Origin of the sequence: Lysinibacillus sp. NPDC097195 (assembly GCF_044762075.1) — a bacterium.
Taxonomy (GTDB): domain Bacteria; phylum Bacillota; class Bacilli; order Bacillales_A; family Planococcaceae; genus Lysinibacillus.
Genome location: NZ_JBIWDP010000001.1, coordinates 1,910,524 through 1,924,924 on the forward strand (window position 1 = coordinate 1,910,524; position 14,401 = coordinate 1,924,924).

Below are 14,401 nucleotides of genomic sequence, written 5' to 3' on the forward strand. Positions count from 1 at the left end.
TATTTAAATTTCCTTAACCCTTCATCATATTATTTAATTACCGGTAAGCTTATTTTATTTACCCAGTCGTGAATAAATCGTGCTTGATGTCCGTTTAAATGTGGAAGATTATCACGTGAAAAAAATCGATGTTCGTGACTTTCTTCAGAGTCCTGAATTTGCCCTGTAAAACAGCTGGAGTGGAATATTATTTGAACGCTGAACACTTTGTCGCCATTTGAATATGCAGCAAATCCTTCTTCTCCAGAATAAATACCAAACAACGCTAATTGTTCAACTTGTAAACCAGTCTCTTCATACGTTTCTCTTATAGCCTCTTCAAGAAACGTCTCCCCAGGCTCCATCACACCACCAGGAATCCCCCAAACATCTTGATCTGTTCGATGTTGCAATAAAATTTGATTATCTTGTTCAATTATAACGCCACAGCCTACGGTCATTAACAGTTCATTGCCAATGAGCTGCCGCATTGTTTGGATGTAATTCATTTTTTCTCCTTAACTATCAAATGTTATACAACTTATATTAACATATTTATCCAACTAAAACAGAAACTCTTATTTAATCCACAATGTATGAAGACAAAATCTAAAGAAAGAATAAGCAATACAATTCCATTATGAGGTGAATGGATGAAAAAATTAATCATCGGTACTTTTACGTTAGTTTTAACAACAGGGTTATTATTTGGATGTGGTAATGCGAAAGACGATACTGAGCCGTCAGATACTGAAGCACCTTCCACACACAAAGATCATATGGAAGATAAATCAAAAGAATAATTTCTTATACGTATTAAAAAAGACAGAAAACCAACTCATAATTCCGCTGGTTTTCTGTCTTTTTATTTTGCGTCTTGAGGCTACACTATCTTTTAGCAATCCCACTTTTGTGCATGTTTTTGCATGATTTCAATCATACGAATAATGGAAGGAGAAAGCCATTTATCCTTATGGTATGTCAAAAACGTGGAGATGGTTGCATGTTGTTCGGGTACAAACTCCCCATGCAACTTTTTATCTTCTAATTCTTCTTTCACGGAAAAGTAAGGGACTACCGAGAAGCCTAAGCCATTTTTGACGCAATGTTTAATTGCTTCTATACTTTGGAATTCTAAACTTTCTCTAATATCGATAGCTTGATTGCGAATATATTCGTCAAAGACTGACTTATAACTGCACTTGGATTCAGCAAACAGCGCGGTATTTGTTAGCACTTTATTGGAGGAGCTAATCTTCACCATCCGTTCTTGGATGAGTTTCTCCGTGTAAAGGTCTTCTTGTTGCCAATCATTTTTCTCCAATATTAACGCAATATCGATTTCCCCATTTTTAAGACTCGTCGCTACATCATAGTTTTCAAGTGATTTTAATAATAGCCTTACTTTTGGATATTTCATTTTATAATCCAGAAGAATCGCTGGCACTCGACAAATTGTTAATGACTCCGAAATGCCTAACGTTAAATCGCCTTGTGGTTCTTTATCAATATTTAATGATTGATTGTACAGTTCAATGATTTTTATAGCATACGTCAAAAATTGTTGGCCATATTGCGTTAACATGACTTTCTTTCCTAGTCGGTCAAATAATGGTCTCCCTAGTTCTTGCTCAAGTTCTTTAATATGCGTTGTAATAGAAGATTGGGCATAACCAAGATGCTCTGCTGTTTTATTAAACCCTCCTTTTTCTACAATTGTTTTAAATGTAATGAGATGCCGAATTTCCATAAACGTATGATCTCCTGACGTTCAATTTTATTGAACTAATTTATCGGTTTTATCAATTTTACTAAAGTGATATTAGGATGTAAACTAATACCAAACTTATATATTAGGAGGTAATGATTTTGACAAATACAATTTTAGAGCCATTTAATCTAGCGGGAATGACCCTTAAAAATCGAGTAGGATTGGCACCAATGACGCGGATTAGTGCGACTGAAGAAGGGTTGGTCACAGATATAATGGCTGCCTATTATCGTTCATTTGCTGAAGGAGACTTTGGATTAATTATTACGGAAGGCACCTATATCGATCAAAAACATAGTCAAGCATATCAATATCAACCAGGTATTGCTTATGAGGAGCAAGCACAAGCGTGGCAAAGCGTTGTCGATGCTGTTCACACAGCAGGAGCAAAGATTGTCATGCAGTTACAACATGCTGGCCCACTATCACAAGGTAATCGATTCGTTAATGAAAGTATTGCTCCTTCAGCGATTCAACCTACAGGCGAACAACTGGCGTTTTATCTAGGAGAGGGAGCCTTTCCCATACCGCGTGAAATCACAAAAGAAGAAATAGTGGAAGTGAAACAGCATTTTGTCGATGCGGCATTACGTGCTAAATCCGTTGGTTTTGACGGCATCGAATTGCATGGTGCAAATGGTTATTTATTAGATGCTTTTCTGACACCCTATACGAACGAACGGCATGATGAATATGGCGGTACGACAGAAAACAGAGTTAGATTTTTAGTAGAAACTATTCAAGATGTTAAAAAGGCTGTTGGTGAAAACTTTGTCGTCGGCATTCGAATTTCTCAAGCAAAAGTGAATAATTTCGGTTATAAGTGGCCTGCAAAAGAACAAGATGCGCAAATTATCTTTACATCATTAGGGCAAGCTGGCGCTGATTATATTCATATTACAGAATACCAAGCGTGGCAGCCCGCATTTGACACAGGCAGTGGCAGTGATTCTCTTGTAGCCCTTGCTAAAAAATATAGTCAATTACCGATTATCGCAAATGGCCAGTTAGATCAACCGGAACGTGCTTCTGAAATGATTACTAATGGTCATGCTGATCTTATCACCCTAGGAAAAGGTGCACTGGCAAACCACGATTGGGTAAAGAAAATGACCAATGGCGAGGCTTTAAAAGAATTTAACCCAGCACAAGTACTTTATCCCATTGCCAATATTAAAGATTTCGAACTATAATAACATTTATTTACTTTTAAAACCTCACCAAGTCAACATGGTGAGGTTTTAAATGATTACGACACTGGCTAATGTCAAAAAGTTAAGATGATTTCTTCAAATAGTGCTTGGCCTTTAGATTTGGAAAACGCAGACCTTTCGCTTCACCACGAAGGACTATTAAGCAATTCTTGTATTTCTTGCTACATCCCAACTCGACATAGCCTTCAATGCGACTCTATGCTTACGTCTCATATCCAACTTTATACAAAATCGACCACAGACAGTCATTCGGATTAGTCAGCTTTAACTATGAATATTCCACTTGATAATTGATGTAGCATAGGTATGACTTGATAGGACTAGTTAATAATTTGTTAGAAACTTTTCCCATTTAGAATCGTATAATCATTTATTACCATTGTTAATTTTGTAAAAATCACAAAATAGATGAGGTGGATAAAATGTATAAATATATGTATGTAGAGGCAAAGGTTGCAGGTTTTTTTGCATTGGAAAGTCATAGAGAATTAATCGATAAGTATAGTAAAGAAGGCTGGAGATTTGTTGCTGCTATTCCTAAAAGCAGTGGTTCATATGGTCAGATTAAAGCCAATGATTTAATTTTTGAAAAATTTGAAGAAGATCTTGAATAATGCAGTAAAAGTCTCTTCCTTGCAACATGTTAGAAAAAAACAAAGAAGTGTCGGTGCCCTACAGCCCCAACACTTCTTTTCTAGTACATTGTCATATATTCATCACGTTCCCAGTTGTGGACGCGTGTGCGATTTCTGTCCCTATTAAATTTGAAGAATTTCTACACACCACAAAGATTGATTTAACAGTATTTTTCGACTTTCACCGCTTGATAACAGATAGTTATACTAGTTCTTGCGGACATTATGTAGGCAATAAACAAAGAGCTTTGTGGGGCAAACTTTTTATTAGCAATATGCATAATAATTGAATAAACTTTTACAATCAAATTTTGAGCGAGGAAACTATTGATTTGATTTTTCTCTATTTGAAAATAAAGCGTAAAATTTTATGAAATAAAAAGAGCCCAGGCTCAAAATTAATTGAATACCTGGGGCTTTATTAAATGCTCTGTCTCATTAATCGAGTATTTTGTATGATTTTTTAAAACATTAAATTCCGATACTAGAATAGTAAAAAAATATTGGTAACTAAAATTTATAAGCCATGAGATTAATCAATATTCTGTAACATGTACCACTGCCCATCTCAATTGTTCTCACAGCGCATAATAAAAGCCCTCCACTTTTTATAGTAGAAGGCTTTTATTTATCAAACTGATTTTAATTAATTTTTACTTTGAAAACATCTGACACAGTATTTCTTCCCCATCAGCTGCCGTTATTTTGAAAGTAATTTCAATTTGACTAGAAGGATGAGATACTCTTTTGAATTCTACAATTCCGTTCCCTTTATCTGTTATAGTAACTATTGTTTCACCTGCTGATTCGAATGTATAACTTAAAGTATCATTATCAGAATCTGCAATTCTACAAAATTAATAAGTATCACTTATGTTAAGATTTACTTAACACAATATGAGGCCAATTTGCAAAAGAAACCCCACCTAAAAAATTGAAGTTATAATGGTGTTGTTTATTGCTACTCAATTCTAGAAATCCATTGAGAACCATTGTATTCAAGAATTAATTTACCCGAAAGGACAGTGCCATCACTATATTTAAATTGATTTGCATTCACAGATATAGTATCCCCCATTTTTAGAGTACCTTGTGTTTGAATTTCTAATAAGTTACTATATATGCTAAAACTAGAAACATAACGAATTGTACTCACTCGTACATCTGAATTTAATGGCGAAGCTGTTGTTGCTATAATCCTACCAGCCAATTCCCTATCTGCTAGTAGTGGATAATTAGTTACATCAAACCATTCAGGTAGTTGGGTGCCATCCAAGAAATATAACGGTTCTTGAGCGATAAAGGCACTTCCCACATTTAAGAAGTCAATACTATTAGTAAAACCATTTTTATTCGGTACGCTATTCTCATCTTATACGTAAACACGCTTATAATGAGCCTTCACCGTACAGGCGACTTTCATCGCATACGGCGATCCATCAACAGTAGTTCATAATCTTATTTCCCCCAATAGTTATATATTACCATTAACGAGTGCTTATTCCATTTATTTATTTTGGTTATAAAAAAATTGCTAAGCTTATGCTTTCGTTTACTTTGTAACTGAACAATATGGGACGATTGTAACTTAAAAATCATGCGTTGATAAAGAATTATTCAAGAAAAACCCCCACCTTAAAAAAAGATGGGGTTAAAAATTATTCTGATATTAATGTGACAGATTCTGAATCCCCTGAATAAGAATCGCCAGTTCCATCTGCATCTGCCTGAGCAAAAATATCATAATTTCCTTGAACTGGAATAGTTTTGTTATTTAATGCAATAGCAAAATCTCCACTTGAATTTATTCCTGTAAAAGTTAAAGTATGACCATCGTTGCTAATCTCTGATGCTGTGATATATCTCCACCCAACAAAACTTACTTGATCGGCAGTAGTAACAGTAATTTCACTCGGTAATTGAATAGTGAGTGTACCATTAACAAATGCAGTCTCAGCATAATAATCTAGCCTTATCATTTTAATTTGACCACTTGAATAAGTAGCGCTTTTTGTTACCATTGGATTGTTTATCCAAAAACTCCCTTTAGTTACAGTTGGTGCTGGTTTGCTATTCTCGCTTTATACATCTGCATGTTTTATAACGAGCCTTCACCGTACGGGCGACTTTCATCGCATACGGCGATCAATCAACAGTAATTTCAAATACTTATTTCCCCATAATTTAATTTATCAAACGAAACTCTCAAAAAACTAACCAAGATCTATATAATGAAATTATAATTAAGCCTATGCTTGCTTTTTCTTTGAAACTAAACAATATGGGACGATTGTTTATTGCATTAACAATTCAAGTTCATTGTATTGCTCCTGAGTGATACGTCCTTTTAATAAATAAAAGTCTATTTTATTTAACGTATCTTCACGATTATACTTCCCGCCATTAATGACAATTTTTAATGCGCCGTAAATCATAATAAAGCCTCCGTTCATGGCATTCGCAAAGCCTGTTTCAACATAGTAATTGTGCGATTTAATAAATTGCTAGGAGATTGTAGAATAATTTTTTCACTGAATACATCCGATGGCTCCACACATTGACGAAAAACTCTGCAATTGCTGAAAAGATATTCCACAAACTTGCCATGGCTTGTGTTAATTGGAGGGTTACTGCTTGACCCCCCATGTAATTCTGTGCCAGAAATAGCAAAGTGTTTATTTAATTGCTCTGCAAAAGCAATAATCTCATCATTAGAAGAGAATGCTTCACTAGCTAAAATACCCAACTTTGCAACCATATCAGCAGTATCATCAAATGAAGAATAAGTACGATTTGCTGAAGCTAAAATTTTATCATTTAGTTGAGCAGTCGTTTGTAAGCCATCGTTCATAATATCTAAACGAGCAGTAGTATTTGTAATATCTTCAGCCACAGATAAAATACTTCCGGCTGATCAAATACTTAGATAAGCTCCTACAATCCCAATAATTTTATTTAACAACCCATCCGCTGCACTTGTGCCATCCCTAATATTGTTTGTAAATCTTTGTTGAGCACCCGAAGCATTATTTACTTCCTGCTCAATTGAACTTATTACTTGCGCTGCTAATGCTAATTCCCTCCGCGCTAATTCAACACAAGAAGTATCTATCATTTGTCCTGACGCCACATGCATTGCTTCCATCTGATTTACCATCATTGATACTGCGTTATGCATCGCTCTCATGGGTTGACTCATACGATCTTGAATTTGGATAGCAGTACGAATTGTTGCGATATTATCACTTCCTCTCGAAGCAAAGAAAAAGAGCACCACAAAGGTGCTCCTTAAAGACTTGTCATTCTTCTTTCATTTTTCGATAATTCATAGTAGTTTGTGTTAAATAAAAGTGCATTTGGTTCATTAGTAACTTCCATGGAGATATAATCTAATTCATTTCCTTTTTCATATGCAAAGATTAAGTATTTTTCAATAATAGTACTTGTCTTTTCTTTTGCTCGTCCACCAATCATGGCTCCTAATGCCCCGAATAGTACATAACCACCTACAGCCCCACCAGTACTACTTACATAACTTTTCTGAATTTCGACATCAGTTTTAATCAAAATATCTCGAACTTTCAAAATATCCAATTCAATAGTATCTTGGTTTCTTTCAAATATAACTTTATTTTCACATCTGTATACAAAAATTTCTGCTCCCTCTGCTATCGGGAGACCTGCCATATGCTTTACTTGTATACAAGTATCTGCATTTAGTTTTTGTTGACGTGCCTTTGAACCAGGAATTTCACTTTCCCTTTCAAATCTTTCAGCTGCTGTTTCAACCAGATTATCTGATCTGTTATACTTCATAGACTTTTTCCATAAGTAAATTCCAAAGTAAACAAATAAACCAATAGTAACTACAAAGAATAATATCGCTACTATATTGAAATTATTTTGAATGATAACTGAAACTCCACCAATAGTAAAACCAATTGCCCAAAACCATAAAATTAGTGATGCAAGACGCAAGAAAAATTTCACTAATATCCCTCCTCATACACAAATATACAAAATATAGAGGGATTTCACTATATAAATTTAGCTTAGTGGGTAATTATCGTTTTCTCTTGCCCGTACTTTACCCCCAGCATGAATAAAACAATCCATTTGGCTTACTCTACCCGTCATACTCACACTGTTATGTTGATGGAGGCTGGATGGGATATGAAGTCGATTTCTGAAAGATTGGGTCATGAGTCCATTATGACAACCATGAATATTTATGCATATTTATCAGATAATATTAAACAAAAATCAATTGATAGTTTTGATAAATATATGGAGCAACAAAAATAAAAAAATTCTTGTGGGCAATTTGTGGACAGTAAAACAGACCCATGTGGGCAAAAAAACAAAGAAGTGTCGGTGCCCTACAGCCCCAACACTTCTTTTCTAGTACATCGTCAAATATTCATCGCGTTCCCAGTTGTGGACGCGTGTGCGGTATTTGTTCCATTCAATTTCCTTTGCTTCTGTGAATTTTTCAAAAATGTGATTTCCTAGTGCGTCACGTACGATATGATCCATTTCTAGCTCGATTAATGCGAATTCTAAAGATGCTGGTAAGCTATCAATCCCATTTAATTCTCGCTCTGCACGATCCATTTTATAAATATTGCGATCCACAGCATCCGGTGGTGTTAGGCCTTTGCGAATGCCATCGAGCCCTGCTGCTAAAATGACTGCCATCGCTAAATATGGATTGGCCGCTGGATCTACGGAACGTAATTCAATACGTGTTGACAATCCTCGTGCTGCTGGAATACGAATTAGTGGTGAGCGATTTTGAGCTGACCAAGCTACATAGCACGGTGCTTCATAGCCAGGAACTAATCGTTTGTAGGAATTGACCAATGGATTGGTTACTGCTGTAAAGCCGTGAACATGTTTTAGTACCCCCGCCATAAAGCTACGCGCTGTTTCACTTAATTGCAAATCTGCATGTTCATCGTAGAAAGCATTTTTATCGCCTTCAAACAGCGAAAGATTAAAATGCATTCCTGAACCGTTCACACCGAATAAAGGTTTTGGCATAAAGGTTGCATGCAAACCGTGCTGAGCGGCTACCGTTTTAACAACAAGTTTGAACGTTTGAATGTTATCACAAGCTTCAATCGCATTCGCATATTTAAAATCAATTTCGTGCTGGCCAGGCGCTACTTCGTGATGAGACGCTTCAATTTCAAAACCCATTCCTTCTAGTTCGAGTACAATGTCACGGCGACAATTTTCGCCTAAATCCGTTGGCGCTAAATCGAAATACCCACCGCTATCATTTAGTTCTAGTGTTGGGTGTCCTTTATCATCTAGTTTAAACAAGAAAAATTCCGGCTCTGGCCCAAGGTTAAACGAAGTAAACCCTAAATCCTCCATTTCCTTTAATACACGTTTCAAATTGGACCGTGGGTCACCTTCAAATGCTGTTCCATCAGGTCGTGCAATATCACATATTAAGCGTGCTACCTTGCCCCTTTCCGCCGTCCATGGAAAGATAACGAATGTATCTAAGTCTGGACGTAAATACATATCTGATTCCTCAATGCGGACAAACCCTTCAATAGAGGAACCGTCGAACATCACTTTATTGTCTAATGCTTTTGATAATTGACTCACCGGTATTTCTACATTTTTTATCGAGCCCAATATATCAGTAAATTGTAGGCGAATAAATTTCACATTTTCTTCCTTCACAATGCGGATAATATCATCTTTTGTTTGATGCTTCATTGTTCACCACTCCAATTTGTTATTTTTCTTTACATATTTTTTTATAACTGCTTTTAAATTACACTAAAACAATGAAATGACGCAATGGGCATGTTATGTTTTATTACATGACTTTTTTCGAATAATTTTATCTTTTTTTTAGATATATAAAATAGTGAGCAAAATGTTTTCGTATACATCTAATCCAAAATAACTACATTTATAAAATTTTTTATTTAGTCTATAAGTAGCTATATATCAACAAAATTAATACTTACAGAGTAGTTAAATTTATTTTTTATAGCACATTAGTCTTGATTTATTTATATTTTACTGGTACATTATAAGCGAAATATATTTTCTCGATGTCAAACAAGATATTTCGTACTATTCATTAGTGGATGTAAACCACTCCCTATTAATGTAATTGAACAGAAAACATTAATCATTACGGTGGATATAGACCTTTTGATTTTATCTATTGTAAAACTCTCTTTCAAACGGTCTTACACTACCAAGTTAAAGCCGAACTTCGAAAACTCCAGGCAAAAGACATAGTCATTGTACAAATTCCTAATAAATAGATTGTCTCCACTTTGAAAACCTAACTAAAAATACATAGACTCACTACAGTTGGATTATGACTTGTAAAAATAATTGCGATGTTATCAGATTGTCCGATAAGATTGCTTAACTTCTCTTATAACTTTAAGAAAGGAGTGAAACTGCTTAGCACTTTTTATATGCAACTAATCGAATAATTTTACACTGTTTAACAATCGTGATGGCTCAAGTTTTCTAATATCTTTTACTGGATGCTGCTATTAAGCAAAGCATAATAGTCATTTCGAGTACTAGATAGGTGATTGGCAATGGAACTTATACTGCGTATTCAAGCAAATAGGCAAGCAGTGCGTTTTATAGATAACGTGATGGCAGACTATACAACAATTTATAATGTACCTTTTAGTAGAGAATTACGGTTTGTCTTACATGAATTGGTCATTAATGCGATTGAAGCGACGATGAAAAATATTGGTAGCCCCCATAGTAACACGATACAAGTACAAATCTCCCAGAACGACGAGGAGATTAAACTAACTGTTATTGATGAAGCACAAGGAATTTCTGCTACCGAATTGAATAAAGCTTTGCAATTCGATTTGAATGAAGAAAATTACTCAGATCGTGGTCGTGGTTTATTTTTCATCCAACATATGGTCGACGCTATTTGGTTCAAACATATTTCGGAAACAAAATTTTTAGTCGGTGTTTCAAAGAAATTTCATGAATAAGCATTTAGGAGGGAATTTTTATGACGTGGACAATTAGGAAAAAAATGTACTTACTCATTCTTTCCTGTATATTGCTAATGGTAACGCTAATAGCCATTATTGATTTTAATGAAGCGAAAAAGAATTTCTTAGAAAGTGCAAATACGAAGCTTTTATCCGATTTACAATTGAGCTATCAATATTTCGATGTCATTGTACCTGGGGATTGGTCTATCCAAGATAATGAATTATACAAAGGTGATGTTAAAATTAATAACAATTTTGCTATTGTTGATGAAATTGGTGAGCTAGCAGACGGAAACCTTGTGACAATCTTCCAACATGATACACGCGTTAATACAAATATTGTGGAAAATGGCGTACGACAAGTGAATACCAAAGCTCCTAAAGAGTTAGCAACTACTGTCTTAGAGCAAAAAGAGCGTTATATCGGTTCAGCGACTGTATTAGGCAGCATGTACCAGATGGCGACCAAACCGATTTTCAATAGCACAGGTGACATCATCGGCATGTGGTCAACCGGAACCCCTTCCGCCCCTTATATTAACCTCGCAACTAAATATGCATTAGAAAATGTTGCTATTTCATTAGGGATTGCCATTTTAATGTTTGTTAGTATTAGTTGGTTTTTACAGCGGCAAATTATTGCGCCTATCAACCAATTGAGTGCTACGGCAAAAGAATTAGCGAATTTAAATTTAAACGTCAAGATATTAAAGCCTAAAGGAAAAGATGAAATTGCCAATTTAGCGCAAGCTTTTATGGAGATGAAAAATCGTTTAAGCGAAACGATGACGATCGTAGCAAATAGTGCCAATCAAATCGCGAGTTCCTCACAAACGTTAGCGGAATCTTCCCACCAAACGAGTGAAGCATCCAATCAAATCGCTGTCACAATGAATGACATCGCCAATGGCTCTACCATGCAATCCGATCAGGCTGAGCAAATTGTCACAATGATGAAAAAAACAATTGACGAAGTAGCCATTAGTTTAGATAAAGCAGAAACTACGTTAAATAGAGCAATCCAATCAACCCAAATTGCTCGTAAAGGAGAGGATGCCATTAATGAAGCGATCAAACATTTAAACTCTGTTACACAAACAGTATCGTACGCTACCGATTCAATTCAAAAGCTTGGTAAACGCTCTGAAGAAATAGGTGGTATTATTACCGTCATTACCGGTATTGCCGAACAAACCAATTTACTAGCCTTAAATGCTGCCATCGAAGCAGCTCGTGCAGGTGAGCAAGGAAAAGGTTTCGCTGTTGTAGCATCTGAAGTTCGTCAACTGGCGGAGCAATCGAGTTTAGCTTCTGGGCAAATTACTAATTTAATCAAAGATATACAAGCCGAGACTGCCGTAACTGTTAGAACTATGGAAAGTAATTTACTTGCTGTTGAGGAGCAGGTGCATATTATTAGTAAGGGCGGCAATGCCTTAAAAGAAATTGTCGAGCAAGTTACTGAAACAGAGCACGGTGTGAAGGAAATGAAGTCTGCATTCACACATGTCAATGACAATTCCTTAAATGTTCAGCATGCCATTCATGATATTTCACGCATTATCGAAGATTCTGCTGCAGCGACCGAAGAAATTGCTGCAACATCCGAAGAACAACATGCAACAGTTGCTGAAATCTCGCAAAACTCCGAAGAATTAGCAGAAATCTCCACTAACTTACAAAACGAAGTAAAGAAATTCGCATTCTAATCTATGAGCGAAATGGAGGCGCACTATATGAATCAGAAAAATTCAATTACTATTGATACAAAGGCTGATTATATTTTAATCGCCTTTACAGGGGATTTAGAATATGGATTAATTAGTCCCATAAAAGAGGAGCTTCAAGCAATAAGTATAGACACTAAGCACGGTTATATTATTGATATGCAAAAGGTTACTAATATTGATAGTACCGGTTTCGGAATGATTATTAATTTTGCAAAGAAAGTCACAACGCTCGATAAGAAAATCAGCATTATTGTAACCGATGATTTTATTCATAAGCTATTTGCCATCTCACAATGTAATAAAGTATTTCCTATTGCCCAAAGTGAACTACAAGCAAAACAAATGATTAAAGAAGAAGGCTGGTTAGGTGAACTCGCCCTAAGCGAATATTAACAAATGAAAGTGCCAGGCACCCAAACAATTCTGATTATTTAGAATTGTTTGGGTGCCTGGCACTGGTTACTACCTTTTATTTTTGCAAAAGCATATTTAACAGAACAACGATAATCACGATTGGAACGACCACTAACATTAATAGACGATACGTCAGATAAAAACCTTGCCCCATTTTACTTCCCATTAGTAATTCCTTTTTCACAAAAGTTTTATCCACCACGTAGGCAATGAAAATGGCAATTAACAAATTACCTAAAGGTAGCATTAAATTGGACACTAAATAATCCGTCGCATCAAAAATCGACTTACCAAAAATAGAGACATCCGCTAGCACACTGGAAGATAATGCTGATGGGATCGCGGCAATAAAGACTATAACCCCAAGTAACAGTGTTAACAATGACCGAGACATTTGCCATTTCTCCATAAATGCCGCTACCATAATTTCATATAAACTAAAAGACGAAGTTAACGTCGCAAATAAAAACAATAATAAAAACAGCGCTAAAAATACTTCCCCAAAAGGCATTTGACTAAATGCTGTTGGTAACACCATAAAGAGAAGGCCAGGCCCTGCTTGCGGTTCTAAATCAAAGGCAAAAACTACAGGGAAAATAGCTAGTCCTGCTAAAAATGATACAAGCACTGTTAATATAACAACTGAACCCGCTGAGTTCGGTAAACTTACATCTTTTTTCAAATATGAACTATACGTCACTAAGCAAGAAAATCCTACAGCTAGTCCAAAAAACGACTGCCCTAACGCCTCTAAAAGCGCCTTACCTGTTATATTCGAAAAATCTGGCCATAAGAAGAATTTTACACCCTCCATTGCCCCATCTAATGTTATTGCACGAATAACAAGAACGATAAACATAATAAATAATAATGGCATCATCCATTTATTTGCTTTTTCAATGCCGTTTTGTACACCAAGTGATATGACAAGTACATTGGCTAATGTAAATAGCGCTAAACCTAATAATGTAATCCATGGCGTGCCTATAATCTTGCCAAATAGCTCAGCTGGATTTACGGTCGGATCAATAACTGCTCCAGATACACCAAGGCCGCTATAGATAAAAATCCATCCACCGACAACACTGTAAAACGTTAATAATAGAAAACAACCGAGTACACCCATGCGTCCAACCCAAGCCCAAGTAGGTTTCGTTGGTACAACTTTTTTATAGGCCGTAACCGCTTCAGATTGCGTACCCCGCCCTAAAATATACTCCGATAATAACATCGGTAGGCCAATCAATAATGTGAACACTACAAAAATAAGGAAAAAAGCGCCTCCACCACTTTGCCCTGTCACATAAGGAAGCTTCCAAATAGCCCCTAGCCCTATCGCGGCTCCCGCCGATGCTAAAATAAATCCTAACTTACTGGACCACTGTCCGTTTTTTTCACTCATCTCTTCATTCTCCTCAAAACTAACTAATCTCGCATTAATTGTACATTAAAATAATAAATTAGAATAGTCACTCCAACTATTTCATTTACTCGCTTTATTACCCAACATAAAAACCTCGAGTAATCAAATACTCGAGGTTTGCACTATCTTATCTTAATTTAACAATTACAATTCCCAGCTTCTTACGAGAATTTATTATAATTCATCCGCTTCAAAGTGCTTGTTATCCTTGTAAAGGAC

The 14,401-nt window shown here is 35.8% G+C and carries 17 protein-coding genes; 7 read left to right on the plus strand and 10 right to left on the minus strand.

Annotated elements, in window-relative coordinates; all coding sequences use genetic code 11:
- Positions 1-29: 29 nt before the first annotated feature.
- Positions 30-488: an NUDIX hydrolase gene (locus tag ACIQXI_RS09905; protein ID WP_402924033.1), complete on the minus strand. Its 459-nt coding sequence runs from the start codon at positions 486-488 to the stop codon at positions 30-32.
- 144 nt (positions 489-632) lie between these two features.
- Between ACIQXI_RS09905 and ACIQXI_RS09910 the strand changes: the two genes are divergently transcribed.
- Positions 633-782 carry a hypothetical protein gene (locus ACIQXI_RS09910; protein ID WP_402924036.1) on the plus strand — a complete coding sequence of 50 codons (150 nt, stop codon included), beginning with the start codon at positions 633-635 and terminating at the stop codon, positions 780-782.
- Positions 783-874: 92 nt separating this feature from the next.
- On the opposite strand, the gene ACIQXI_RS09915 is transcribed toward ACIQXI_RS09910, so the two are convergent.
- Positions 875-1,729, minus strand: coding sequence for a LysR family transcriptional regulator (locus ACIQXI_RS09915; protein ID WP_402924038.1), 855 nt, complete (start codon positions 1,727-1,729; stop codon positions 875-877).
- A 113-nt stretch (positions 1,730-1,842) separates the two neighbouring features.
- On the opposite strand from ACIQXI_RS09915, the gene ACIQXI_RS09920 reads away from it, so the two are divergent.
- Positions 1,843-2,943, plus strand: a complete 1,101-nt coding sequence (locus ACIQXI_RS09920; protein WP_402924040.1) for an NADH:flavin oxidoreductase — start codon at positions 1,843-1,845, stop codon at positions 2,941-2,943.
- Between the two features lie 443 nt (positions 2,944-3,386).
- Positions 3,387-3,578, plus strand: coding sequence for a DUF4177 domain-containing protein (locus tag ACIQXI_RS09925; RefSeq protein ID WP_402924042.1), 192 nt, complete (start codon positions 3,387-3,389; stop codon positions 3,576-3,578).
- A 982-nt stretch (positions 3,579-4,560) separates the two neighbouring features.
- On the opposite strand, the gene ACIQXI_RS09930 is transcribed toward ACIQXI_RS09925, so the two are convergent.
- The 6 genes from ACIQXI_RS09930 to ACIQXI_RS09955 form a co-directional block, all read right to left on the minus strand.
- Entirely contained in the window at positions 4,561-4,809 is a 249-nt protein-coding gene (locus ACIQXI_RS09930; RefSeq protein WP_402924045.1) for a hypothetical protein, read from the minus strand.
- Positions 4,810-5,257: 448 nt separating this feature from the next.
- A complete protein-coding gene (locus tag ACIQXI_RS09935; RefSeq protein ID WP_402924047.1) occupies positions 5,258-5,620 on the minus strand; it encodes a BslA/BslB family hydrophobin in 363 nt (120 codons plus the stop codon).
- Positions 5,621-5,893: 273 nt separating this feature from the next.
- Positions 5,894-6,034, minus strand: a complete 141-nt coding sequence (locus tag ACIQXI_RS09940) for a hypothetical protein (RefSeq protein WP_402924049.1) — start codon at positions 6,032-6,034, stop codon at positions 5,894-5,896.
- A gap of 14 nt (positions 6,035-6,048) precedes the next feature.
- Complete coding sequence (locus ACIQXI_RS09945) at positions 6,049-6,492, minus strand: tape measure protein (protein WP_402924050.1); 444 nt, start codon at positions 6,490-6,492, stop codon at positions 6,049-6,051.
- Between the two features lie 21 nt (positions 6,493-6,513).
- Positions 6,514-6,876: a hypothetical protein gene (locus ACIQXI_RS09950; RefSeq protein ID WP_402924052.1), complete on the minus strand. Its 363-nt coding sequence runs from the start codon at positions 6,874-6,876 to the stop codon at positions 6,514-6,516.
- A gap of 11 nt (positions 6,877-6,887) precedes the next feature.
- Positions 6,888-7,589, minus strand: coding sequence for a hypothetical protein (locus tag ACIQXI_RS09955; protein ID WP_402924054.1), 702 nt, complete (start codon positions 7,587-7,589; stop codon positions 6,888-6,890).
- 183 nt (positions 7,590-7,772) lie between these two features.
- Between ACIQXI_RS09955 and ACIQXI_RS21990 the strand changes: the two genes are divergently transcribed.
- A complete protein-coding gene (locus tag ACIQXI_RS21990) occupies positions 7,773-7,904 on the plus strand; it encodes a hypothetical protein (protein WP_483869711.1) in 132 nt (43 codons plus the stop codon).
- A gap of 96 nt (positions 7,905-8,000) precedes the next feature.
- On the opposite strand, the gene glnA is transcribed toward ACIQXI_RS21990, so the two are convergent.
- Entirely contained in the window at positions 8,001-9,335 is a 1,335-nt protein-coding gene (glnA, locus tag ACIQXI_RS09965; RefSeq protein ID WP_402924058.1) for a type I glutamate--ammonia ligase, read from the minus strand.
- Between the two features lie 851 nt (positions 9,336-10,186).
- Between glnA and ACIQXI_RS09970 the strand changes: the two genes are divergently transcribed.
- The 3 genes from ACIQXI_RS09970 to ACIQXI_RS09980 are packed head-to-tail and all read left to right on the plus strand — an operon-like array spanning position 10,187 to position 12,738.
- Positions 10,187-10,609 carry an ATP-binding protein gene (locus ACIQXI_RS09970; protein WP_402924060.1) on the plus strand — a complete coding sequence of 141 codons (423 nt, stop codon included), beginning with the start codon at positions 10,187-10,189 and terminating at the stop codon, positions 10,607-10,609.
- A 20-nt stretch (positions 10,610-10,629) separates the two neighbouring features.
- Positions 10,630-12,324 carry a methyl-accepting chemotaxis protein gene (locus ACIQXI_RS09975; RefSeq protein WP_402924062.1) on the plus strand — a complete coding sequence of 565 codons (1,695 nt, stop codon included), beginning with the start codon at positions 10,630-10,632 and terminating at the stop codon, positions 12,322-12,324.
- 27 nt (positions 12,325-12,351) lie between these two features.
- Positions 12,352-12,738 (plus strand): STAS domain-containing protein, encoded by a 387-nt coding sequence (locus tag ACIQXI_RS09980; protein ID WP_402924064.1) that lies wholly within the window; start codon positions 12,352-12,354, stop codon positions 12,736-12,738.
- 76 nt (positions 12,739-12,814) lie between these two features.
- Here the strand turns inward: ACIQXI_RS09980 and ACIQXI_RS09985 are convergent, their stop codons facing one another.
- Entirely contained in the window at positions 12,815-14,161 is a 1,347-nt protein-coding gene (locus tag ACIQXI_RS09985; RefSeq protein ID WP_402924067.1) for a sodium-dependent transporter, read from the minus strand.
- Positions 14,162-14,401 lie beyond the last annotated feature (240 nt).